21 protein-coding genes and 1 tRNA gene are annotated in these 20,635 nt (G+C 68.4%); 12 read left to right on the forward strand and 10 right to left on the reverse strand.

The window, feature by feature from the left end; translation table 11 throughout:
* Nucleotides 1–132: 132 nt before the first annotated feature.
* Nucleotides 133–2,016, forward strand: coding sequence for a phosphoenolpyruvate carboxykinase (GTP) (locus EV651_RS20150; RefSeq protein WP_133786731.1), 1,884 nt, complete (start codon nucleotides 133–135; stop codon nucleotides 2,014–2,016).
* Nucleotides 2,017–2,113: 97 nt separating this feature from the next.
* Here EV651_RS20150 and EV651_RS20155 read toward each other — a convergent pair whose 3' ends face one another.
* Nucleotides 2,114–2,770: a phosphoribosyltransferase gene (locus tag EV651_RS20155; protein ID WP_133786732.1), complete on the reverse strand. Its 657-nt coding sequence runs from the start codon at nucleotides 2,768–2,770 to the stop codon at nucleotides 2,114–2,116.
* 39 nt (nucleotides 2,771–2,809) lie between these two features.
* On the reverse strand, nucleotides 2,810–3,049 hold the full coding sequence (locus EV651_RS20160) for a hypothetical protein (RefSeq protein ID WP_133786733.1): 240 nt from the start codon (nucleotides 3,047–3,049) through the stop codon (nucleotides 2,810–2,812).
* Between the two features lie 151 nt (nucleotides 3,050–3,200).
* Here EV651_RS20160 and EV651_RS20165 point away from each other — a divergent pair, with 151 nt between their 5' ends.
* Nucleotides 3,201–4,085: an LLM class flavin-dependent oxidoreductase gene (locus tag EV651_RS20165; protein ID WP_133786734.1), complete on the forward strand. Its 885-nt coding sequence runs from the start codon at nucleotides 3,201–3,203 to the stop codon at nucleotides 4,083–4,085.
* A gap of 218 nt (nucleotides 4,086–4,303) precedes the next feature.
* Here EV651_RS20165 and EV651_RS20170 read toward each other — a convergent pair.
* A tRNA-Ser gene (locus tag EV651_RS20170) sits at nucleotides 4,304–4,393 on the reverse strand.
* Nucleotides 4,394–4,671: 278 nt separating this feature from the next.
* Here EV651_RS20170 and EV651_RS20175 point away from each other — a divergent pair.
* From EV651_RS20175 to EV651_RS20190, 4 genes are all read left to right on the forward strand, one after another.
* A complete protein-coding gene (locus EV651_RS20175; protein ID WP_133786735.1) occupies nucleotides 4,672–6,267 on the forward strand; it encodes an LCP family protein in 1,596 nt (531 codons plus the stop codon).
* A 70-nt stretch (nucleotides 6,268–6,337) separates the two neighbouring features.
* Entirely contained in the window at nucleotides 6,338–7,321 is a 984-nt protein-coding gene (locus EV651_RS20180) for a hypothetical protein (RefSeq protein WP_133786736.1), read from the forward strand.
* Between the two features lie 34 nt (nucleotides 7,322–7,355).
* On the forward strand, nucleotides 7,356–7,814 hold the full coding sequence (locus EV651_RS20185) for a hypothetical protein (protein WP_133786737.1): 459 nt from the start codon (nucleotides 7,356–7,358) through the stop codon (nucleotides 7,812–7,814).
* A 4-nt stretch (nucleotides 7,815–7,818) separates the two neighbouring features.
* Entirely contained in the window at nucleotides 7,819–8,778 is a 960-nt protein-coding gene (locus EV651_RS20190; RefSeq protein ID WP_133786738.1) for an alpha/beta fold hydrolase, read from the forward strand.
* Nucleotides 8,779–8,935: 157 nt separating this feature from the next.
* Here EV651_RS20190 and EV651_RS20195 read toward each other — a convergent pair whose 3' ends face one another.
* Nucleotides 8,936–9,250, reverse strand: coding sequence for a hypothetical protein (locus tag EV651_RS20195; protein ID WP_133786739.1), 315 nt, complete (start codon nucleotides 9,248–9,250; stop codon nucleotides 8,936–8,938).
* Nucleotides 9,251–9,386: 136 nt separating this feature from the next.
* Here EV651_RS20195 and EV651_RS20200 point away from each other — a divergent pair, with 136 nt between their 5' ends.
* The 5 genes from EV651_RS20200 to EV651_RS20220 all read left to right on the forward strand — a co-directional run bounded on the left by EV651_RS20200 (nucleotide 9,387) and on the right by EV651_RS20220 (nucleotide 15,415).
* Nucleotides 9,387–9,704, forward strand: a complete 318-nt coding sequence (locus EV651_RS20200; protein WP_133786740.1) for a helix-turn-helix transcriptional regulator — start codon at nucleotides 9,387–9,389, stop codon at nucleotides 9,702–9,704.
* Nucleotides 9,701–10,222 (forward strand): SRPBCC domain-containing protein, encoded by a 522-nt coding sequence (locus EV651_RS20205; protein ID WP_133786741.1) that lies wholly within the window; start codon nucleotides 9,701–9,703, stop codon nucleotides 10,220–10,222. The genes EV651_RS20200 and EV651_RS20205 overlap by 4 nt, the downstream gene beginning before the upstream one ends.
* The gene (locus EV651_RS20210) at nucleotides 10,215–10,607 is read left to right on the forward strand and encodes a VOC family protein (RefSeq protein WP_133786742.1); all 393 of its coding nucleotides are present in this window, start codon (nucleotides 10,215–10,217) and stop codon (nucleotides 10,605–10,607) included. The genes EV651_RS20205 and EV651_RS20210 overlap by 8 nt, the downstream gene beginning before the upstream one ends.
* Before the next feature lie 115 nt (nucleotides 10,608–10,722).
* On the forward strand, nucleotides 10,723–13,929 hold the full coding sequence (locus EV651_RS20215) for a BTAD domain-containing putative transcriptional regulator (RefSeq protein WP_133786743.1): 3,207 nt from the start codon (nucleotides 10,723–10,725) through the stop codon (nucleotides 13,927–13,929).
* A gap of 73 nt (nucleotides 13,930–14,002) precedes the next feature.
* The gene (locus EV651_RS20220) at nucleotides 14,003–15,415 is read left to right on the forward strand and encodes an FAD-binding oxidoreductase (protein WP_133786744.1); all 1,413 of its coding nucleotides are present in this window, start codon (nucleotides 14,003–14,005) and stop codon (nucleotides 15,413–15,415) included.
* A gap of 7 nt (nucleotides 15,416–15,422) precedes the next feature.
* On the opposite strand, the gene EV651_RS43295 is transcribed toward EV651_RS20220, so the two are convergent.
* The 3 genes from EV651_RS43295 to EV651_RS20235 form a co-directional block, all read right to left on the reverse strand.
* Nucleotides 15,423–15,746, reverse strand: a complete 324-nt coding sequence (locus EV651_RS43295; RefSeq protein ID WP_202870409.1) for a methyltransferase domain-containing protein — start codon at nucleotides 15,744–15,746, stop codon at nucleotides 15,423–15,425.
* On the reverse strand, nucleotides 15,665–15,895 hold the full coding sequence (locus tag EV651_RS20230; protein ID WP_133786745.1) for a hypothetical protein: 231 nt from the start codon (nucleotides 15,893–15,895) through the stop codon (nucleotides 15,665–15,667). Before EV651_RS20230 ends, EV651_RS43295 begins: the two co-directional genes overlap by 82 nt.
* Before the next feature lie 114 nt (nucleotides 15,896–16,009).
* Nucleotides 16,010–16,876 carry an HIRAN domain-containing protein gene (locus EV651_RS20235; protein ID WP_133786746.1) on the reverse strand — a complete coding sequence of 289 codons (867 nt, stop codon included), beginning with the start codon at nucleotides 16,874–16,876 and terminating at the stop codon, nucleotides 16,010–16,012.
* A 229-nt stretch (nucleotides 16,877–17,105) separates the two neighbouring features.
* Here EV651_RS20235 and ilvA point away from each other — a divergent pair, with 229 nt between their 5' ends.
* Nucleotides 17,106–18,398 (forward strand): threonine ammonia-lyase IlvA, encoded by a 1,293-nt coding sequence (gene ilvA, locus EV651_RS20240; protein ID WP_133786747.1) that lies wholly within the window; start codon nucleotides 17,106–17,108, stop codon nucleotides 18,396–18,398.
* Between the two features lie 6 nt (nucleotides 18,399–18,404).
* Here the strand turns inward: ilvA and EV651_RS20245 are convergent, their stop codons facing one another.
* The 3 genes from EV651_RS20245 to EV651_RS20255 form a co-directional block, all read right to left on the reverse strand.
* Nucleotides 18,405–18,896 carry a hypothetical protein gene (locus tag EV651_RS20245; RefSeq protein WP_133786748.1) on the reverse strand — a complete coding sequence of 164 codons (492 nt, stop codon included), beginning with the start codon at nucleotides 18,894–18,896 and terminating at the stop codon, nucleotides 18,405–18,407.
* Between the two features lie 61 nt (nucleotides 18,897–18,957).
* The gene (locus tag EV651_RS20250; RefSeq protein WP_133786749.1) at nucleotides 18,958–19,200 is read right to left on the reverse strand and encodes a LuxR C-terminal-related transcriptional regulator; all 243 of its coding nucleotides are present in this window, start codon (nucleotides 19,198–19,200) and stop codon (nucleotides 18,958–18,960) included.
* Between the two features lie 5 nt (nucleotides 19,201–19,205).
* Nucleotides 19,206–20,630, reverse strand: coding sequence for a rhamnulokinase family protein (locus tag EV651_RS20255; protein WP_133786750.1), 1,425 nt, complete (start codon nucleotides 20,628–20,630; stop codon nucleotides 19,206–19,208).
* Nucleotides 20,631–20,635 lie beyond the last annotated feature (5 nt).

The raw sequence follows: 20,635 nt of genomic DNA on the forward strand, positions 1-20,635 counted from the left end.
GTCTGCGACAGATCACACCGCCAGCCAGCTGAATCGAACCGCCGGAGACCCCGGCGGCCGGAGCCGTACCCCCTCAGCGTCGAGGGGTCGCGCGGTCGCCGGACCCGACAGCCGAGAGGGAATGAGCCGCCGATGACGACTACCGCCAGCCCGACCCATACCGAAGCCGCCGCCCCCGCAGTCGCCAAGGAGCCCCTCGAAGCCGAGGCACCGTACGACGTGACCGACGCACCGACCCGCCACGCCGGCCTGCTGGCCTGGGTGGCCGAGGTCGCCGCCCTCACGCAGCCCGACCGGATCCACTGGGTCGACGGCTCGGACGCGGAGTACGCCGAGTTGACCGACGAACTGATCGCGGCCGGCACGATGGTCAGGCTGAACGACGAGAAGAAGCCGAACTCGTTCTGGGTCCGCACGGACCCGTCGGACGTCGCCCGGGTCGAGCAGCGCACCTTCATCTGCTCCACCAACGAAGCCGACGCGGGCCCGACCAACAACTGGGTCGACCCGGTCGAGATGAAGGCGACGCTGACGGAGCTGTACCGCGGTTCGATGCGCGGCCGGACGATGTACGTCGTCCCGTTCTGTATGGGTCCGCTGACCGCGGACAAGCCGATGTTCGGCGTCGAGATCACGGACTCGGCGTACGTCGTAGCCTCGATGCGGATCATGTGCCGAACCGGTGCCGACGTACTCGAGAAGATGGGCGACGCGGCGCCGTACGTCCCCTGCCTGCACTCGGTCGGCGCGCCGCTCGCACCCGGCCAGCAGGACGTGCCGTGGCCGTGCAACGACGAGAAGTACATCGTCCAGTTCCCCGAGGAGCGGGCGATCTGGTCCTACGGCTCCGGGTACGGCGGTAACTCGCTGCTCGGCAAGAAGTGCTACTCGCTGCGGATCGCGTCGGCGATGGCCCGCGACGAGGGCTGGCTCGCCGAGCACATGCTGATCCTGAAGCTGATCTCGCCGGAGAAGAAGGTCCACTACATCGCGGCCGCCTTCCCGAGCGCATGCGGCAAGACGAACCTGGCGATGCTCGACCCGACTCTGGAGGGGTGGGAGGTCGAGACGCTCGGCGACGACATCGCCTGGATGCGGTTCGGCAAGGACGGCCGGCTGTACGCCGTGAACCCGGAGTTCGGCCTGTTCGGGGTAGCACCCGGCACCGGCTGGAAGACGAACCCGAACGCGATGCGCACGATCGAGAAGGGCAACTCGGTTTTCACCAACGTCGCACTCACCGATGACGGCGACGTGTGGTGGGAGGGGTACTCGCCGACGCCGCCGGACCACCTGACCGACTGGAAGGGCCGGGAGTGGACGCCGGCGTCGGGCGAGTTGTCGAGCCACCCGAACAGCCGCTTCTGCACGCCGATCAAGCAGTGCCCGATCATCGCCGACGAGTACGACGACCCGAACGGCGTACCGATCTCCGCGATCATCTTCGGCGGCCGTCGCGCCACGACGGTCCCGCTGGTGACCGAGTCCCGTGACTGGGCGCATGGGGTGTTCATGGGCGCGACGCTGTCCTCGGAGACCACTGCCGCGGCGGTCGGCCAGGTGGGCGTCGTACGGCGGGACCCGATGGCGATGCTGCCGTTCCTCGGGTACGACGCGGGGCAGTACTTCGACCACTGGCTGACTGTCGGCAAGCAGCACGACGCGGCGCAGCTGCCGAAGATCTTCTACGTGAACTGGTTCCGCAAGGACGAGACCGGCAAGTTCGTCTGGCCGGGCTTCGGCGAGAACAGCCGCGTGCTCAAGTGGGTCATCGAGCGGATCGAGGGCCAGGCGGACGCGGTCGAGACCCCGATCGGGCGGGTGCCGGCGGCGGACGCGCTCGACGTCACCGGCCTGGACCTGACCGCGCACGACCTGGAGATCGCGCTCGACGTCGACGTCGAGCAGTGGAAGGCCGAGATCCCGTTGATCGAGGAGTGGTTCGCGAAGCTCGGCGACACCGTTCCGACGGAGCTCAAGGTCGAGCTCGACCATCTGAAGGCCCGGCTGGCCTGACAAGCGCCGGCCGCCGAGTCGGAAGCCGGCGGCCGGACCAACAGGTCCTGTCAGGCGATGGATTACCAGACAGGACCTCACCGTGCGGCGCCCTGGATCATCCGCCGGGGCGCCGCGCGGTGCTTTCTGCGAGCACCCGCCGAACCTCGTCGTCACTCACCGGTGAGAAGTCCCGGTACGCCTGGCCGACCGCGGTGAAGTACTGCGGGATCCACGCGCACACCACCTGATCCGCGACCCGCGACAGCCGCCGGCAGCTCTCGACGCCACCGACGGGTACGGCGACGACGACGCGCGCCGGCCGATGGCGTCGTACTGCTTCCACCGCGGCCCGCATCGTCGCGCCGGTCGCGAGGCCGTCGTCGACCAGGATCACCACGCGATCCCGTACGTCGATCGGCGGCCGGTCGCCCCGGTACGCCTGCTCGCGGCGGCGCAGCTCCTGGACCTCCTGTCGGCGTACGGCCTCCAGCGTCTCCGGATCGACCTCCGCCGCGATCGGCTCGTTGCGGACCACGTGCAGCTCCTCGCCGACCCCGGCGATCGCACCCATCGCCAGCTCCGGCTGACCGGGGAACCCGAGCTTGCGCACGATCAGTACGTCGAGCTCCGTGTCCAGGACGTCCGCCACCGGAGCCGCGACCGGTACGCCACCCCGCGCCAGCCCGAGGACCAGCACGGAACCGCCGACCGATCCGAGCTCGTCGGCCAGCACGCGGCCCGCGGCCGCCCGATCCGGGTACGGCCTCCTCATACCGCCCATCATCCACGGACGGCGGCGCCTTGGGAGGATTCAGTTGGGTGGGGTCGTGGTCAGGCAGACCCGATCGGCCGCGACGCGGACGGTCTGCTCGCACCCCGTGCGGTCCACGAACTGAACGAGCGCGACCCAGCCGTCGGCGCAGTGCAACCGGCCGATCAACCAGGCCGCCGACCAGCGGTCGTCGAACTGGACAAGCACGTGCGCGGGCAGGCCGACGCCGAGCAGTGGCCGGGGATCACACGCGGTCGTCGGCGGTGCGAGAGCGGTCATCTGTCATCACCTCTCGAGATCCGATGCCCGCTCCTCACCGTGACGTCGCACCCCGGGCGCTTGCTGGTACCCAGGAAATGTTTCGGACACGGCACCGAACCGTCACGACCTCGACCCGATCGGCGGGGCGCGGTCTGGGTACGTTGAGCGCATGAAGATCGGTGTGATGCTTCCGCTGGGTGCCGGCGACGGGCCCGATGGCGGGATGGCCGGCTGGAAGGACGTGCGGGCCGCCGCGGAGGCGGCTGACCAGAGCGGGCTGGACTCGGTCTGGCTCGCGGACCACTTCCTCTACCGGGATCCGGAGGGGCAGGTGTTCGGCATGCACGACAGCTGGACCCTGCTGAGCGCGATCGCCGCGGTCACGTCGCGGGTCGAGCTCGGCAACATGGTGCTCTGCGCATCGTTCCGCGACCCCGGCCTGACCGCGAAGATGGCCGCGACCCTGGACGAGGTCTCCGGCGGTCGCCTGACCCTGGGAGTCGGCGCTGGGTGGCACGACCCCGAATACGAGGCGTTCGGCCTACCCACCGACCACCGAGTGGGCCGCTTCACCGAGTGGCTGGAGATCGTGGCCCGCCTGGTCCGAGGCGAAACAGTCACCTACGAAGGCACCTACTACAAGGTCCGCGAAGCCAACCTGGACCCGGCGCCACCCCACCAGATTCCCATCCTGGTCGCCGGCCACCGCCCTCGCATGATGCAACTGGTAGCCCAATGGGCCGATGCCTGGAACACAGCCTGGTACGGCGCTCCCAACCTGCAGGTGGAAGAACGCCTTGAAACCCTCCGCCAAGCCTTGGTCACCGCGAACCGCCCCCAAGAAGCCGTAGCCCGCACCGCAGGCATCATCGTCCGCGACCCGGACCAGCCGTCCCACGACCCCAACCCCAACGCAATCCCGGTCCAAGACCTCCCCGAGATATCAACCGCCTACCAAAACCTGGGCGTCAACCACCTCATCATCTCCCCAGAACCCATGACCCCAACCGCCATAGAACGCATAGCCCAAGCAAAACAACAGCTCGCCAACTAAGCACGCGAGAACAGCACAGCCGCAGCACCAGACAGGGCGGCCAGCAGCACGGGCGTCTCACCGCGGAACAGTCAGCCGCACGGAGCATCCGCACCGCGGGGCAGTCGCAAGGGGGTCCGGGGGGCGAAGCCCCGCCGGGCGGGGTCTGGGGGTTGCACCCCCAGTGACATGGCCGGAGCTCTTTGCCTGCGCTTTTTGCAGGCAAAGAGCTCCCAGAGCGGAGGCGGCGGGATTTGAACCCGCGAGAGGGGGTAACCCTCAACCCGCTTAGCAGGCGGGCGCCATCGACCGGACTAGGCGACGCCTCCTCCGACGGCCCGCTCGAGGAGCGGACACGACGACGGCCAAGAGTATCCGCTCGACCGGTCCGGGAGCAAAGCGGGTCGCCGGACACTCTCGGTCGCTGACACGGCACGTTGCGGTAGTAGCCCCGAGCCCCTGTACCCTGGCGAGCATCGACGGGGGTCGCCAGCATCACGTCAACCAATGCGTCAACCAAGTTGGTGTCGTGGGCGTCTGAAGTACCGTGGGCTGCCACGCGCGGCCGATGGAAGGGTCGTCACGTCGTCGATCAGGAAACGGAGCCATGTCGCGGAGTACTCGCGCAGCCGGTCGGAGGGCAGCGCCTCGTGCCAGCCGGTCCCGGGCCCGAACGCACCGTGCCCGGACGGCGTCGAAGGCGATCGGCCTGACGCTGCTCAGCGCCCTGGTCCCCGGCTCGGGCCTGCTGATGGGCGGCCGGAAGAAGCTCGGCTCGTTCATCCTGACGATCAGCATCGGCCTGCTGCTGATCGGCGCGTACGTCGGTCTCACGCACCGCGACTCCGTGCTTGCCCTGCTGGTCTCCCCGCGTCAGCTGCTGATCGCGACCGGTGCCGTCGTACTGCTCGGGATCGGCTGGATCTGGACCGTGGTCGCGTCGCACAAGCTGCTCCGCCCGGTCAGCATGACGTATACCAGCCGGCTGGCCGGCTCGATGTTCGTCGGGTTGCTCTGCTTCGCGATCGCCGTACCGACCACCGTCGCGGCGCAGACCGTGATGGCGCAGCGCGACCTGATCGGCAGCGTGTTCCAGTCCGAGGGGAACTCGAAGAGCGCGACCCGGCCGAAGGTCGGCAACGCGAGCGACCCGTGGGCGAAGACCCCGCGGCTGAACCTGCTGCTGCTCGGCGCCGATGACGGCGTCGGCCGGACCGGTGTCCGGACCGACACGGTGATCGTGGCGAGCATCGACACCAAGACCGGTGACACCGCGCTGATCTCGCTCAGCCGGAACTGGATGCGGATGCCGTTCCCGGAGGACTCGCCGCTGCACAAGGTGTACCCGGACGGCTTCTGGGACCCGAGCATGGGCAACGTCGAGCAGCCCGAGTACTACCTGGACGCGATGTACGAGAACGTCCCGAAGGCGCATCCGGGGATCCTCGGCCAGACCGACAACGAGGGCGCGGACGTGGTCAAGCTGGCCGCGGGCGCCGCGCTCGGCCTGGACATCGACTACTACATGCAGGTCAACCTGGCCGGGTTCCGGCAGATCATCGACGCGCTCGGCGGCATCACGGTCAACGTGAATTACCGCGTGCCGATCGGCGGCGACTACGGCGCCGGCCCCGGCTCGAACAGCGAGAAGAAGCCGAGCGGATACATCGAGAAGGGCCCGAACCAGAAGCTCGACGGGTACCACGCGCTGTGGTTCGCGCGCGGCCGCTACGGCCTCAGCGACCCGTCCCGGCAGGAGCGGCAGCGCTGCACCATCCACGCGCTCGTGAACAGCGCGAACCCGCAGGCGCTCGTGACGTCGTACCAGCAGATCGCGAAGGCCGGGAAGCAGCTGCTGCGCACCGACATCCCGCAGGAGATCCTGGGGGCGTTCATCCAGCTCGCACTGAAGGTGAAGAACGCGAAGGTCGCGAACATCGACCTGGACAAGAACAAGAACTTCCCGAGCGGCAAGAACCCGAACTATGCGGCGATGCGGGAGATCATCCAGAAGGCGATCGCCCCGAAGACCGCCCCGGTCGCCTCGACGGCGACGGTGAAGCCGACCAGGACCCCGACCAAGGCGCCGACCTCCGGCTCCACGAAGCGGCCGACTCCGTCCAAGACGACCACCACCCCGGGCGCCGCGGAGAACCTGAACGACGCCTGCGCCTACAACCCGAGCGAGACCGGCACCAACTGATCCGGCTCGGTGAACCCCTCGCAGGGAAGTATTGGACCAAAGTGAAAATTGGTCACACCTGGGGGTGACTGTGAGGCGTTCGTTGGCGGTTGTGGTCGGAGTTGCGGCCCTGCTCTGCGCAGGCTGCAGCGGCAAGGCGGACAGTGCTGAAACACCCTCGGCAGGCGGTACGACGACCAGCACCAGCGCGCCACCGCCCTCGTCGGCGGCACCCACGCCGGCCCCAAAACCGACACCGAAGCCGGCACCGACTGCCGTGGCGCTCTCGGTGCCGATGTACCAGCGGGCGCTGACCAATGTCGAGAAGGTCCTCAAGCCGTACGTCGCGCGCGTGATGAACGCGCCGACGATCGCCGCGTTCGACGCGTCCCGCGCCCAGCTGGCGGGTGCCGTCGTACTCGAACGCAGCGAGCTCGTGAAGATCACGCCGCCGCGCGGCCTGGTGTCCGCGCATCCCCAGGTCCTCGACGCCTTCGACGCGTACGCCGGGAACGTGGCCACGGAGCTGAGCAAGGCCGGGGAGACGAAGACGAGTTGCGGTCTGCCGAAGGCGCTGGACGTCCGGCTGTACGAGGCGAAGAGCGGCGTCCGGTTCGCCTTCGCCGAGCTCGCGCAGGACGTGCAGAAGTCGATCGGCAAGGGTGTGAAGTTCGGTGCGCTGTCGGTGCCGGCGAAGCTGGCCCAGCCGGCCGTGTTCGGCGGCCGGGGCGAGAACGGCGATGTCTTCCAGCGGTCCGGCTCGCGCGGTTCCGGGTCGCTGCGGATCACCAACGCCGGCTCGGACATCGTGGTCGTGGTCACGCCGAACAGCCCACGCAAGCCGCAGGCGTCGATCTACGTCCGGGCGAACAAGACGGCGACGCTGAACGGGATCCGCGGCGACTACTGGGTCTACTACAAGACCGGCACGAACTGGGACGCGAAGAATCATCGGTTCACCGAGAACTGCTCGTACGCGAAGCTCGACCGGTTCCTGGACGGGTCGTACTCGTGGACGCTCACGCTGAAGTCGGTGGCCGGCAACACCTCGGAGTCCGAGACGGAAGCCTTCTGATCCGGCCGCGCCGGGCGGATGAGATCCTGTGGCGATGCGTACGACGTACCGGATGCGGGCGGGACGGTTCCTCGGGATCCTGGCCGCCGGGCTGATCATTCTCGGGGTGGCCGCGGTGCTCTGGGCACTGGGGCTGCCGGGTGTCGCCGTCTCGGTGTTCGTCACGCTCGGAGGGCTGGTCGCGCTGGCCGGCCTGTGGATCCTGGCCCGGCCGCCGAAGGTCGCACGGCTCCGCGACGGCGACCTCGAGGTCCGCGGCCTGCGCACGCCCTGGACCGACATCACCGAGGTCGGCCGGGTGGAGACCACCCACGGCGAGGCGATCGTGCTGCGCACCAAGAACCCCGATCACCCGATCCTGCTGCCGATCTCGTGGCTGGCGCCGGGGAAGGCCGAGAGCCTGGAGACCGCGCTGCGGGACAAGCTGAACGCGGCCCACGGGTACACGATCTGGGACGGGACTGCCCCCGAGGACACCAACAGCGCAGAATGATGCGGTGCTTTCCTTCGAGCTGTCGTACGACGAACTACTCACGTACCAGGGCACGAACCCGCGGCCCGCGGACTTCGACACGTTCTGGGACAAGGCGCTGCTGTCACTCGACGAGGTCGCGGCTGATGCCGAGTTCGTCGACGCCGTCGACTTCCCGCTGACGACGGCGACCGCACAGCACCTGTACTTCACCGGGACCGGCGGCTACCGGGTCCACGCGAAGGTACTGCGCCCCGCCGAGCCGACCGGACCGGCCGTGCTGCAGTTCCACGGGTACGGCGGTGAGCAGCCGAAGTGGGTCGAGCTACTGCCGTACGCCGCTCGTGGATTCACTGTCGCGGCGTTGGATGTCCGTGAGCAGGTCGGATTCCGTACGTCGTCGCAGGCATCCAACAGCTTCTCGCTGCAGCACCACCTGGTGCACGGGCTCGACGACGGTCCGGACGGGCTGCTCTACAAGCACGTCTTCCTGGACACGCGACGCCTGGCGGACCTCATCGGCGGACTGCCGGAGGTCGACGCGTCCCGGATCGCGACGACCGGCTGGAGCCAGGGCGGTGGGTTGTCGCTGGTGGCGGCCGCGCTGACGCCGACGATCAAGTACGTCGCGAGCGTCTTCCCGTTCCTCTCCGACTACCAGCGGACGTGGGACCTGAACCTGGAAACCTCGCCGTACGACGAGATCGTCACGTGGTTCCGCAAACGCGACCCGCGGCACCTCCGCCAGGAGGAGGTGTTCACGACTCTCGGCTACATCGACATCCAGAACCTGGCGCCCCGGATCCAGGCCGAGGTCACCCTCTTCACCGGCCTCGAAGACCAGATCTGCCCACCGTCAACCCAGTTCGCCGCCTACAACAAGATCCAGTCCCCCAAGGAAGTCCGCACCTACCCCGACTTCGGCCACGACGACCTCCCCGGCGCCCACGACGACATCTACCAACTGATAGGCGCCAAACTCTGAGCGCTACTGCGGTCATGAGCGACCGCGCGTCACCGGCCCGTCATTCAAAGGGGGATATCCGGTCCGATCTGCGGGTGGTGATCAGCCCGATCCGGGGTCGTGCAACAGGTAGTGGCGGGTCGGCACCTGGTATCACCTGTTCGTGGGAAAGAAATCGTCAGCATGTGCACATTTGTTTCCCAACAGGCCGCCGGATCCGGCTCAAGTGGGCCGCCAGTGCCTCCAGCTCCGCCCGCGAGTAGCGCACAGACACGAACTTGACGACGAAACGGTCGGCGGCCTGCAGAACGGCGTACTTCAGCCGCTCCACGTCGGCTGACGTTCCATTCACCGCTCCGACCAGGCGGATCACCACCACCCGTGATTCGTGATCCCATGACAGACCACCGTCCGGCACCGGGCTTGTCGCGACGATCCGTCCGATCTCGTTGATCTGCTGCTGCAGGTCGTATGTTCGGATCGCCGGTGTCACTCATCCGGCCACCACGATCGCGAACTCCCGGATCCTCACAACTCGATGCTAGTTCCAGGCCCCGTGCGCGGACATCCTCTCACCTGGCATCTATGTACCCTTGTGGTTACGTAGCTGGTTGGGTACATTGGCCGCCATGGATGTGGTGTTGCAGGCGTTGGCGGATCAGAGTCGGCGGACGGTGTTGGAGATCTTGCGGGATCATCCCGCGACGGCCGGTGAGTTGGCCGATGCGCTGCCGATTGCGCGGCCGGGTGTGTCGCGGCACCTTCGGGTGCTGCGGGAGGCCGGGCTGGTCGACGTACGGCAGGAGGCGCAGCGACGGATCTACACCTTGCGGCCGGAGGCGCTCGTCGAGGTGGACGAGTGGCTGGAGGGGTACCGCGCGCTGTGGCGGAACCGGCTGGATGCGCTGCACACCGAGATCGCACGAGGAAAGAAGGCGTCGCAGTGAGGATCACCGGAACGATGCGGGCTCTGGACCGCACCCGTGGCGCGGTCCGCGTCGAGGACATCTACGACACGGATATCGACGACCTCTGGGCGGCATGCACCACGCCGGAGCGACTCGCCCGCTGGATCGCCGAGGTGTCCGGCGCGCTGCACGAAGGCGGAACGATCCACGCCGTCTTCACCAGCACGTGGAACGGCCCGGCCCGTATCGACATCTGCGATGCACCGCACCATCTGCTGCTCACCACGGAGCCGGGCACCGACGACGAGTCCCAACTCGAGGCCTGGCTCACCCCGATGGGGTCGCAGACCAAGCTGGTGGTGGAGGAACGCGGCTTGCCCATCGGCTCACTGCACTTCCACGGAGCCGGCTGGCAGGTCCACCTCGAGGACCTCGGCCGCTCACTCGCCACCGACGGCCCAGCCCACGACGGCGGCTGGTCGGCGGAGGTGCCTGCCCCCGCCTGGCACGCGCGCTGGACCGAACTCACCCCGGCGTATCGGGGTACCGATGTCTGACCGCATCAAGCTGGAAGGGATCACGGTGAACGCGCCTGATGCCCTCGTCCTGGCGCAGTTCTACGCCGAGATCACTGGCGGAGTCGTCCGTGGTACGTCGCATTGGGCCTCCGTCTCGGGGCCCAATGGGGTCCTCTCTTTCCAGCAGGTTGATGACTTCCGGGCACCACAATGGCCCGGCAACGACGTACCGATGCAGATGCACCTCGACTTCCTCGTCGAGGACCTCGAGGCGACAGGACAGCGCGTCCTCGCGGCCGGCGCCAAACTGCTCGACTTCCAACCGAACTCCGACCACTGCTACGTGTACGCCGACCCCGCCGGCCACCCGTTCTGCCTCTCAACCTGGGACACCGAAACAGCTACAACAGGAACCAGTAGTTGACCGTCGGCCCTTGCATCGCCAGCCCCCCACCCAGCGGAAGAGGATACCGCCGCGAGACAAGAACCAAGTGGGCCAGGATGCGCAGAGACGCCTACTCTCGTCCAGGGGGTGTCTTGTGCGGATTCGGTTGCTCGGGGGGTTTGGGGTCGATCGCGGCGGGCTGCCGGTCGACGGCGGGGTGTGGCGACTGCGTAAGGCGCGGACGCTGGTGAAAATGCTGGCGTTGGCTCCGGAACAGCGGCTGCACCGGGATGTTCTGGTCGACGCCTTGTGGCCGGATCGGCCACCGGCGCCGGCAATGAACAACCTGCATCAGGCTTTGCACGTCGCTCGCCGCGTGCTCGCGGGTGACGAGCCGACCAACGGCTTACTGGAGTTGCGGGACGACTTCGTCGTACTGCGGGCCGGTGAGCCGGTCGAGGTCGACGTACGAACCTTCGAACGCCGGGCCGCGGCTGCGCGGGCCAGCGGCGACCTCGCCGAGCTCCGCGCGGCTGCGGCCACGTACACCGGAGATCTGTTACCCGAGGACCGTTTCGAGGACTGGGCCAACCGGCCGAGGGAGGAGCTGCGAGAGAGTTTGTGCGATCTGCTGGTCGATCTCGCCGACGCGGCCGCCACAGCCGGCCAGGACGTGGAAGCCTTCGATGCCCTGCACCGCGCCATCGCCATCGATCCGCTGCACGAGGGCGGGGTTCGGGGCCTGATGCGGCGCCTCGCCGCGGTGGGCCGGTCCTCCGAGGCGCTCGCGCAGTACGAGCGACTGCGCGGCGCCTTGCGGACGACGTACGGCACCGATCCGGATCCCGAGACACAGCGGGTGTACCGCGATCTGCTGACCGGCACCGTCGAGGAGCCCGCGCCGGCGGCCCGCCACAACCTCGCGCCGGCGTTGACGAGCTTCGTAGGTCGGGAGCGGGAGATCGCGGACGTCCATCGCCTGCTGCACCGAGGCCGACTCGTCACGCTCACGGGCGTCGGTGGTGCCGGCAAGACCCGGTTGGCGGAGGAGGCCGCCCGGAGGCTGCTCGACTCGTTCCCGGACGGGATCTGGATCGCGGACCTGGTACCGGTGGCAGATCCGAAGCTCGTCGCGGACACCGTCGCCGCGGCGCTGGGACTGGATCCCGCAGCGGGTTCCGACTCCCTGCGTACGCTGATCTCTCGCCTCGCCCCACGCAACGTTCTGCTGGTGCTCGACAGCTGCGAGCACCTCCTCAGCGCGTGTTCCGGACTTGTGAGTGCGGTACTGCGCAGTTGTCCCGGCGTCAGCGTCCTGGCGACAAGCCGGGAACCTCTGCATGTACAGGGAGAAGTGACCTTTCGCGTGCCATCGCTCGAGCTGCCGGAGGCAGGCGACGCCGTCGACCTCGACCGCCTGGGGGCTCTGGCGTCGGTACGGCTGTTCGTTGAGCGGGCCCGCGACGTCCGCCCGGACTTCGTCCTCGACGCCGGCAACGCGGCGGCTGTGGTGGAGATCTGTCGCTGCCTCGACGGCATCCCACTGGCGCTCGAGCTGGCCGCCGCTCGCGCGTCGCACCTGGAGCCGGCGGAGATCGCGGAACGCTTGAGCGACGCACTTTCCTTACTCGGCCGGCCCGGTGAGATCACCCGGCACGGGACGCTGCGGGCCGTGCTCGAGTGGAGCCACGCGTTGCTGTCGGGCGACGAGCAGGTGCTTCTGCGCCGGCTCGCCGTCTTCGCCGGCAGCTTCTCGCTGCCATCAGCCGAACAGGTGTGCGCCGACGAGCGGATTCGCGGCGCGGGCGTGCTGGACTGCCTCGGGCGCCTGGTCGACAAGTCCCTGCTGCTGGTCGATCACGACGGTCCTCGCTCCCGCTACCGCCTCTTGGAGACTATCCGGCAGTTCGCGCGAGAGCGGCTCGTCGCCGCGCGGGAGCTCGAGCAGTTCGAAGCCGCACACTGCCGGCATTTCCTGCAGCTGGCGCAGGACCAGGACCTGGAACGCGTCGGCGTGATCGTCGAACGTCCGCAGCGGCTCGACGTCGATCACGACAACCTTCGCGCTGCGCTCGGATGGGCTCTCCGCAACGACCACGAACTGGCCCTGCTGCTCGGTGTCAGCCTGTCGCACTACTGGCTGGCGCGGGGCCACTTCGCGGAGGGCGCGAGCTGGCTCGAACGTATTCTCGAGGTGACGGTCGAACCGTCCCGGGACCGCGCGCGGGCGATCTTCGCGCTCGCGATCCTCGCTGCGCGGAGCGGCTTGGCCGACAGATTGCCAGGCCTCGGCGACCAAGGCGTCGCTGTTGCCGAGCAGTCCGACGACCCGGCCGACGTCATATCGGCACGGGTACTGCGTGGCACACTCCTGCTGGGCAGTGGAGACCTCGGCGAGATCGAACAGACCGCCTCAGAAGCGCTCACGCAGGCCGACGCCCTCGAGGCTGCGCCCGTGGCCGCCGCGGCTGAAGGGCTGGCCGCGATGGTCGCGTTGTTCCGCGAGGACGTCGTACCCGCGCAGCAACGATTCGCGGAATGTCTGCGGCGGCTGAGTCTGATCGACACGACCGCTACCCCCTTCTTCCCGGCGGTGACGATGTGCCTGCCGCTCGCACCGGTCGGCGGATCGATGGTCCCGGTGTTCGAGGAGACGTTCCTGCTCGGGCGCCGGGTCGGCGCCGCGCAGGGGCGCGCCTACGCCTTGTCGGCCTTCGCGGATGCTCATCGGCTGGACGGTGACCTGGCCGGCGCGCTCGACGCCGTACGGCAGTCGCTCGACACGTTCTCCGATATCGGGGACGCGGCCGGGATCGGACACGCGCTCAACCATCTGGGCTGCATCGAACGCGACCAGGGACTGTTCGAGCCGGCCGAGACGCACCTCCGCGAAGCGCTCCGGATCCGCGAGCAACTGGGCGATCGCCGGGGTGAGAACCTCACGTTGGCAAACCTCGGACTGCTGACCGCGGCGGCGGGTGACCCCGAAGCGGGACGGCGCCTCACCCGGATAGCCTTCGACCGAGGCGACTCGGTCGACGACAGGCCCGGAGCAGCGGGCACCCTGCTGAACCTGGTCGTCGTCGAGTTGTTCGCGGGCGAACGCCGTACCGCCCGGATGCTGGCCGAGCAGACCGTCGAAGCCTTCCGGCCGCAGGGCTACCTGCGACTCGAGGCCTGGGGACGGCTGCTGGCCGCTGAGCTCGCCGCGGACGACGGTGACGCGGAGGCACTCCTCGGACACGGTCAGGTTGCTTCCGAGATCTTCGCGAAGCTGGGGTGCCGGATCGGCAGCACCCGAGCGGCCGCTCTGCCTGGCATCGCTGACAGCGTTCGCTCACCCTCAGCTAAGTGGCGTTAAGTGCTTGCGAAGGGCGTCTTCCTAACGTCGTTCTCGTCCAGGAAACCCCCTGGTACGACGAGTAGGAGTGGAAATGACAACGACGCAAGCGCGGCAGGACACGCTCGGGGAGGCCACGCTCGGTGAACTCGCCGGGGAATTGCGTGGCGAGCTGGTCCGCCCGACCGATCCTTCGTACGACGAGGCGCGGTCGATCTGGAACGCCGCGCACGACAAGCGACCCGCGTTGATTGTCCGCTGCCGCGGGGTGGCGGACGTCATCCGGGCGGTCGAGTTCGCGCGGAGTGAAGGACTGACACTGGCCGTGCGGGGCGGCGGGCACAGCATCCCGGGCTTCTCGACGACCGACGGCGGCCTGGTGATCGACCTGTCGCCGATGAACTCCGTGCGAGTGGACCCTGACCGGCGCGTGATCGTGGCGCAAGGCGGGTGCGTCTGGGGCGATGTCGATGCCGAGGCGCAGGCATTCGGGTTGGCGGTGACGGGCGGTCTGGTGTCGACGACCGGCGTCGCCGGTTTCACGCTCGGGGGCGGGATCGGCTGGCTGGTACGGCGCTGTGGACTCGCCTGCGACAACCTCGTCGGGGCCGATGTGGTCACCGCAGACGGCCGGTACCTACACACGAGCGAGGACGAGAACGCGGAACTCCTGTGGGCGTTGCGGGGCGGCGGTGGCAACTTCGGGGTGGTCACGTCGTTCGAGTTCAAGGCGCACGACGTCGGTCCGACGGTGTACGCCGGCCTGGTCTTCTACCCGGGCGACCAAGCAGCCCAGGTACTGCGCGGCTTCGGCGTCGCTGCCGGCGCCGCACCCGACGAGTTGTCGCTGGCAATCAATCTGACCACGGCGCCTCAGCTGCCGTTCCTGCCTGAGGAGGTGCACGGCAAGCCCATCGTCGCCGTACTCGGCATGTGGTCGGGGCGGCCCGAGGACGGAGAGGCCGCGACCAAGTCGTTCCGGGAGCTCGCGCCTGTGGTGGCCGATCTGTTCGGACCGATGCCGTACACCGCGATGCAGACGCTGCTCGATCCGTTGTTCCCGCGCGGGATGCGGAACTACTTCCGCTCGGCGTTCTTCCACGACCTCGGGCCGACGACCGTCGACGCGCTCGTCGCGGCGCACGGCCAGGTTCCGAACGGCGTGTCCGAGCTCCACGTCCACCATCTCGGTGGGGCGATGGGCCGGGTACCGGCGGACGCCACCGCATTCGGCACCCGGGATCGCGAGTTCATCCTGAACGTCGTCGCACGCACGCCGGATGCGGACGGGTACGACGACGCGGTCGGGTGGGCCCGTTCCTCGGCATCCGCACTCGGACCCGACGCGGCGTCATACGTGAACTTCACCGGCGAGACGAACGAGGACATCGTTCGAGCGTCCTACCCGGCGCCAACCTACGACCGGCTCGTAGCGATGAAGAACACCTACGACCCCACCAACCTGTTCCACCTCAACCAGAACATCCGCCCGACCACAGCAAGTTGACAGTCGGTCACGCAAGCCGCTGCCAGGTGATCGAGTAGCGGAAGAGGAGGTCGTCGCCACGACCGCGCGCCAACTCGAGGCTGGGGATGTCGAGGTCGATGCCGGTGACCTGCGGTACGACGCGGCGCAGCTTGCGGGTGAGCAGGCCCTCGCCGCAGCCGATGTCCAGCGCGCTCAGCGCCGGGTGGAACGGCCTTGAGGATCTGTGGCTGGTAGTGGATGTTGTGGTTCCACGGCTGCCGCATTCGGTCAGCTCCGGCCGAGCGCGGCGTCGATGGCGGCAGTCAGCACCTGATCGTCGTCGGCCTTCCAGGTGTGGTCCTGCGCGCATGTCCAGTTGTCGGGTTCGGCCGGGACGACACAGCCGAACAGCCGGACCTTGCCGCCCGCGGCCGCTTCGCGCGCGACCCGGGTCGGCAGGCCGTAAAGGATCGGCACTCCGCGTTCTCCACAAACCGGGCAGACCGGCACGCTCGCCATACCGCCAAGGTACAAGGAGAATGCCGGGCAGTTCTCCTAGGAGAACTGCCCGGCGTCTTGGAAGTAGCTCCGCAGTACCGGCCTGGTGAGGCATGGTCAGTACTGCGCAGCCGCCTAGTTGGCCTCTTTGGTCGCCCAGTAGTGCCATTGCGGGGACGCGACTGGGGAGCGGGCCAGGCCGTCCGGCCAGGTAGCCGGGAGGTCGTGACTCCGCGCCGCGTAGAGGATCACCTCCGATGCGAAACGGTCACCGCGGACGGCGACCCTGGCGGCGGTCTCGGCACGCATGTCGGCGAGATAATGGATCGCGGGCAGGAACTCGGCGCTCAGCCGCGGGCTGAGCCGGCCGACGGGTTCGTCGTCGAGCCGGATCTCGACCACGATCCGGTGCCGGTCCTGAAAGCTGTCCTCCTCCTCGATCGCGTGCATGGTGGCGTACGCCCAGCACTCGCCCTCCGGGCGGAAGAACGGCGCCAGTACGTCGGGATGCACTTCACTGCCCGGTACGACGATGCCGCTGCCGGGCGGTAGCAGGTGAAAACTGCCTGGCGGGGGCAGGTTCACCGGCACCAGCATGTGCGGCTGCCCGAGGGCGACCGCGACACTCGCGTGGAACTCGGTGCCCTGGGCGCCCTTGCCGTCCCAGTCCGCCGGCTCCCACTCACTCACCCACAGGTGGCAAGGGACCCGCGGTTGCAGGCCTTGTGCCACCAACTCTGACAGCACCGGGTGGTACCGGTGCGCGTCGTCCCTCGGCAGATAGCCGACAACCTTGCCCTGCACCCGGACGGCGATCGACCGCGGGTCGAAACGGTTGTGCGGTTCCGGGACGAGGTCCGCTTCGGTGTCCAGATCTGCGCCGCGCGCCGGGATGGGGTCCGGGAACAGGCTTCTGATCGCCTGCTCGTGCGGGGCCTCCCGCACGACTTCCTGACCGCACCACAAAGCGTCGCCCCACAGACTGAACGGAATCAGTTCCATGTGCCCTCCAGTCCTCACTGACCGGCTTTACACGGCTCATCTCTTCCAAGGCCCTGGCCGTTACACCGAGTGAGCGTATGAAAACTAGACTGCCCAGTGAAGAGCCGTTTCACGCATGGTGCAAGAGTCTGATACGCAAAGGTATCCGTCGGTCCGGACTGTGGACGCGAATCGTCTTGTGCAGCGAGCGAATCGGCGAAGATCGTGCAAATGCACGGGAAGGAACGTCATGCAGGGCAGTGGTTCAGTCGCTCGATCGACCACCGGCAGCACCGTCGGCACCGTTGACGCGGCGGCGATCGAGGCCGCCATCAAGCGCTTGGACGGCGTCGCAGTCCGTACACCCTTGGAGCGCAATCTTCGCCTGTCGGAGCGCACCGGCGCGCAGGTCTGGCTGAAGCGGGAGGACCTGCAGATCGGCCGCTCCTACAAGCTTCGCGGCGCGTACAACCTGATCGCGCAGCTCGACGACGCGGCCAAGGCAGCCGGCGTGGTGTGTGCGAGCGCTGGTAATCATGGTCAGGGACTGGCGTATTCGTGCCACATGCTCGGCGTCCACGGCAAGGTGTACGTGCCGCGGACGACGCCGCGCCAGAAGCGGGACCGGATCGCGGCGCTCGGCGGCAAGCAGATCCAGGTGATCGTCACCGGCGACACGTATGACGACGCCGCTGCCGCCGCGATCGCGGAAGGTTCCGCGACCGGGGCGACGATGGTGCCGGCGTTCGACGACCCGAGAACCGTTGCAGGGCAAGGGACCGTGGCGATCGAGTTGGTGGAGCAGCTCGGCCACGCTCCCGACGTACTCGTGGTTCCCGTCGGTGGGGGCGGTCTCGTTGCAGGGGTTGCAACCTGGATCACCGAGCGGCATCCCGGCGTACGCATCGTCGGGGTGGAGCCGGGTGGCGCGGCGAGCATGGCCGCGGCGGTCGCGGCCGGTAAGCCCGTGACGTTGCCGCAGTTGGACAGCTTCGTCGACGGTGCCGCCGTACGACGGGTCGGTGACACGACTCTCCCGCTCGTGCAGCAGGCCGGGGTCGAGCTGATGTCGGTACCCGAAGGGCTCGTGTGCTCGGAAATGCTCGCGCTCTACCAGACCGACGGCCTGATCGCGGAGCCCGCGGGCGCTTTGTCGACAAGTGCCCTGGGCAACGGTCTCGACGTACGCCCGGGTGAGACCGTGGTCTGCCTGCTGTCCGGCGGGAACAACGATGTCAGCCGGTACGGCGAGATCCTCGAGCGCTCGTTGGTCTACGAAGGCCTGAAGCACTACTTCCTGGTGACGTTCCCGCAGGAGCCCGGGGCCCTGCGCGCCTTCCTCGACGAGACGCTTGGCCCTGACGACGACATCACGCTGTTCGAGTACGTCAAGCGCAACAACCGCGAGACCGGCGTCGCCCTGGTCGGCATCGAGATCAGCACCCGGGACGACCTCCCACTGCTGCTGTCCCGCATGGAGGCCGCCCCGCTCGACATCGAACGCATCAACCCGAACTCACCGGAATTCAGGTATCTGATCTGAGGTTTCTCAATCCCGCCGCGAGTGCCTCGGGTGCCGCGGGTCGTGCGGATGCCTGCCGTCGTCCCAGTCCGGATCGACCGGCTGCCCCTCGCGGTTCTGGGCACCGTCGTTCTGGGCGCCGTTCTGGACGCCGTCGTTCCGGGTGCCGTCGTGGTCCGGCCAGAGGTTCTGGGCCTGGGTGCGATGCTCGTCCGACTGCGCGCGGGCGTTCTCGGCGGCGTCGCGCCGTTCGGTCGCGCCGGCCGCCAAGCGGCGAGCCTCGGCCGTCTTCTCGTCGGCGGCCGCCTGCGCCTTGCGGGCCCGCGCGTCCACCTCGTCGGCGACCGCACGTTGCTTGTCGGCCTCTGCCGCGCTCGCTCGCGCCTGCTGGTCGTGTTCGTACGCCTGCTGCTGGGCGCGGTGTTGCGACCTGCGCGACATCGCGCCCGCGATCAGGGCGATCACGATGACCAGGACGGCGATCGCGACGACGATCCAGACGATGGTCATTCCGGACATCGGTCCTCCTCGGCTCGATGATCAGAACTCCCGGTACCCGGAGCCGTCGTCGCCTAACTTCTCAGACCAGCCCGCGGCGGGCGGCCCAGACGATGGCTTCGATGGCGGTGCTGAAGCCGAGGCGGTCGCAGATCAGCCGGGTGCGCCGGCGGACGGTGCGTTCGGACAGGTCGAGGCGCCGGGCGACACCGTCGACCGGGAGGCCGGTGGCGAGCAGGCGGAGGAGTTGCAGGTCGTCGTGGCTGATCTCGCGCGGCGGCACCCGTCGCGCGAGCGGTCGAAGTTCCTGGGGGAGGGCGGTCATGCTGATCACCTTGTTCCGAACACCCGGGACTCGGCGGCGTCCCAGTCGGCCGGTTTACCCTGCGGCTGGTAGCGCCGCAGAGAGTGTGTGGACCGGACCAGGGCGCGCATCGCGCTCAGGTCCGGGAAGGGCTCACCGAGAGCGCGAGCCTGGACGAGGACATTGCCCAACGCGGAGGCCTCGACGGGCCCGGCGAGGACCGGTACGCCACACGCGTCGGCGGTGAGCTGGCACAGCAACTCGTTCTGCGAACCACCGCCGATGACGTGCAGTACGTCGACCTCGCGGTCGGCGATCGTCTGCGCGGCACGCAACGTCCGGCGGTACGCGAGGGCGAGGCCCTCCAGGATGCAGCGAACCACGGCGCCACGAGATCGAGGCGCATCCTGCCCGGTCGCTCGGCAGTGTTCCTCGATCCGCGCGGGCATGTTGCCCGGGGCGAGGAACTCCGGCGCGTCCGGATCGATCAGTACGGCGTACGGTGGCGCGGCGGCCGCGTCCCGCAGTAGCCCGGGCAGGTCGTCGTCGCCCCAGACCCGTTGACATTCCTGCAGGATCCACAGTCCCATCACGTTCCGCAGGAACCGGGTCCGCCCGTCGACGCCGCCCTCGTTGGTGAAGTTTGCTTCCCGAGCGTCGTCCGTCAGGACCGGAGCATCGAGCTCGAGGCCGACCAGCGACCAGGTGCCCGAGGAGATGTACGCGAACCGCTCACCCACCGCAGGCACAGCAACGACAGCCGATGCCGTGTCATGCGATCCGACAGCAATCACCGGAGTCCCCGGCGCCAAGCCGGTCTCGTCCGGTAGCACAGTCCCGATCACATCGCCCGGCTCCCGCAGTGCAGGAAGCACCCGACGCGGGATCCCCGCCCGAGACACCACGTCATCACTCCAGTCCCGGGCCAACACGTCGTACAGCTGGGTCGTGGAGGCGTTGGTCCGCTCCACACCGATCTCCCCTGTCAGCCAGTACGCCAGCAGGTCAGGGATCATCAGCAACGTGGCCGCGTCGACCGGCAGCTTCTCGGCGGCTAGTTGGTAGATGGTGTTGAACGGGAGCTGCTGCAGGCCAGTGACGGCGTACAGCTCGGCTGCAGGGATCGTCGACAGGACGCGTTCCATCACGCCGTCGGTGCGAGAGTCGCGGTAGTGCACGGGGTTGCCCAGCAGGCGGCCGCCCTCGTCGAGTAGTCCGTAGTCGACTGCCCAGGAGTCGATGCCGATGCCGTCGAGCGGTCCTCCGGCCCGCAATCCCTCCAGGATCGAGCGGTAGAGGTGCAGGACGTCCCAGTGCAGCCTGCCGCTCACGCGCACCGGACCGTTCCAGAAGCGGTTCAGTTCACGCAGCTCGAGGACGTCAGCGCCCACCTCGCCGAGCATCACCCGCCCGCTCGAGGCCCCGAGATCGACCGCCGCGACGCGCTTCATACCGA

The sequence above is a fragment of the Kribbella sp. VKM Ac-2571 genome (assembly GCF_004362255.1).
In the GTDB taxonomy this organism is placed as follows: Bacteria; Actinomycetota; Actinomycetes; order Propionibacteriales; family Kribbellaceae; genus Kribbella; species Kribbella pratensis.

Excerpts from the sequence above, each read along its gene's own strand:
- EV651_RS20150 (WP_133786731.1), top strand. The coding sequence starts at position 133 with ATGACGACTACCGCCAGCCCGACCCATACCGAAGCCGCCGCCCCCGCA.
- EV651_RS20155 (WP_133786732.1), bottom strand. The coding sequence starts at position 2,770 with ATGAGGAGGCCGTACCCGGATCGGGCGGCCGCGGGCCGCGTGCTGGCC.
- EV651_RS20160 (WP_133786733.1), bottom strand. The coding sequence starts at position 3,049 with ATGACCGCTCTCGCACCGCCGACGACCGCGTGTGATCCCCGGCCACTG.
- EV651_RS20165 (WP_133786734.1), top strand. The coding sequence starts at position 3,201 with ATGAAGATCGGTGTGATGCTTCCGCTGGGTGCCGGCGACGGGCCCGAT.
- EV651_RS20175 (WP_133786735.1), top strand. The coding sequence starts at position 4,672 with ATGTCGCGGAGTACTCGCGCAGCCGGTCGGAGGGCAGCGCCTCGTGCC.
- EV651_RS20185 (WP_133786737.1), top strand. The coding sequence starts at position 7,356 with ATGCGTACGACGTACCGGATGCGGGCGGGACGGTTCCTCGGGATCCTG.
- EV651_RS20200 (WP_133786740.1), top strand. The coding sequence starts at position 9,387 with ATGGATGTGGTGTTGCAGGCGTTGGCGGATCAGAGTCGGCGGACGGTG.
- EV651_RS20210 (WP_133786742.1), top strand. The coding sequence starts at position 10,215 with ATGTCTGACCGCATCAAGCTGGAAGGGATCACGGTGAACGCGCCTGAT.
- EV651_RS20220 (WP_133786744.1), top strand. The coding sequence starts at position 14,003 with ATGACAACGACGCAAGCGCGGCAGGACACGCTCGGGGAGGCCACGCTC.
- EV651_RS43295 (WP_202870409.1), bottom strand. The coding sequence starts at position 15,746 with ATGCGCGCAGGACCACACCTGGAAGGCCGACGACGATCAGGTGCTGAC.
- EV651_RS20230 (WP_133786745.1), bottom strand. The coding sequence starts at position 15,895 with ATGGCGAGCGTGCCGGTCTGCCCGGTTTGTGGAGAACGCGGAGTGCCG.
- EV651_RS20235 (WP_133786746.1), bottom strand. The coding sequence starts at position 16,876 with ATGGAACTGATTCCGTTCAGTCTGTGGGGCGACGCTTTGTGGTGCGGT.
- ilvA (WP_133786747.1), top strand. The coding sequence starts at position 17,106 with ATGCAGGGCAGTGGTTCAGTCGCTCGATCGACCACCGGCAGCACCGTC.
- EV651_RS20245 (WP_133786748.1), bottom strand. The coding sequence starts at position 18,896 with ATGTCCGGAATGACCATCGTCTGGATCGTCGTCGCGATCGCCGTCCTG.
- EV651_RS20250 (WP_133786749.1), bottom strand. The coding sequence starts at position 19,200 with ATGACCGCCCTCCCCCAGGAACTTCGACCGCTCGCGCGACGGGTGCCG.
- EV651_RS20255 (WP_133786750.1), bottom strand. The coding sequence starts at position 20,630 with ATGAAGCGCGTCGCGGCGGTCGATCTCGGGGCCTCGAGCGGGCGGGTG.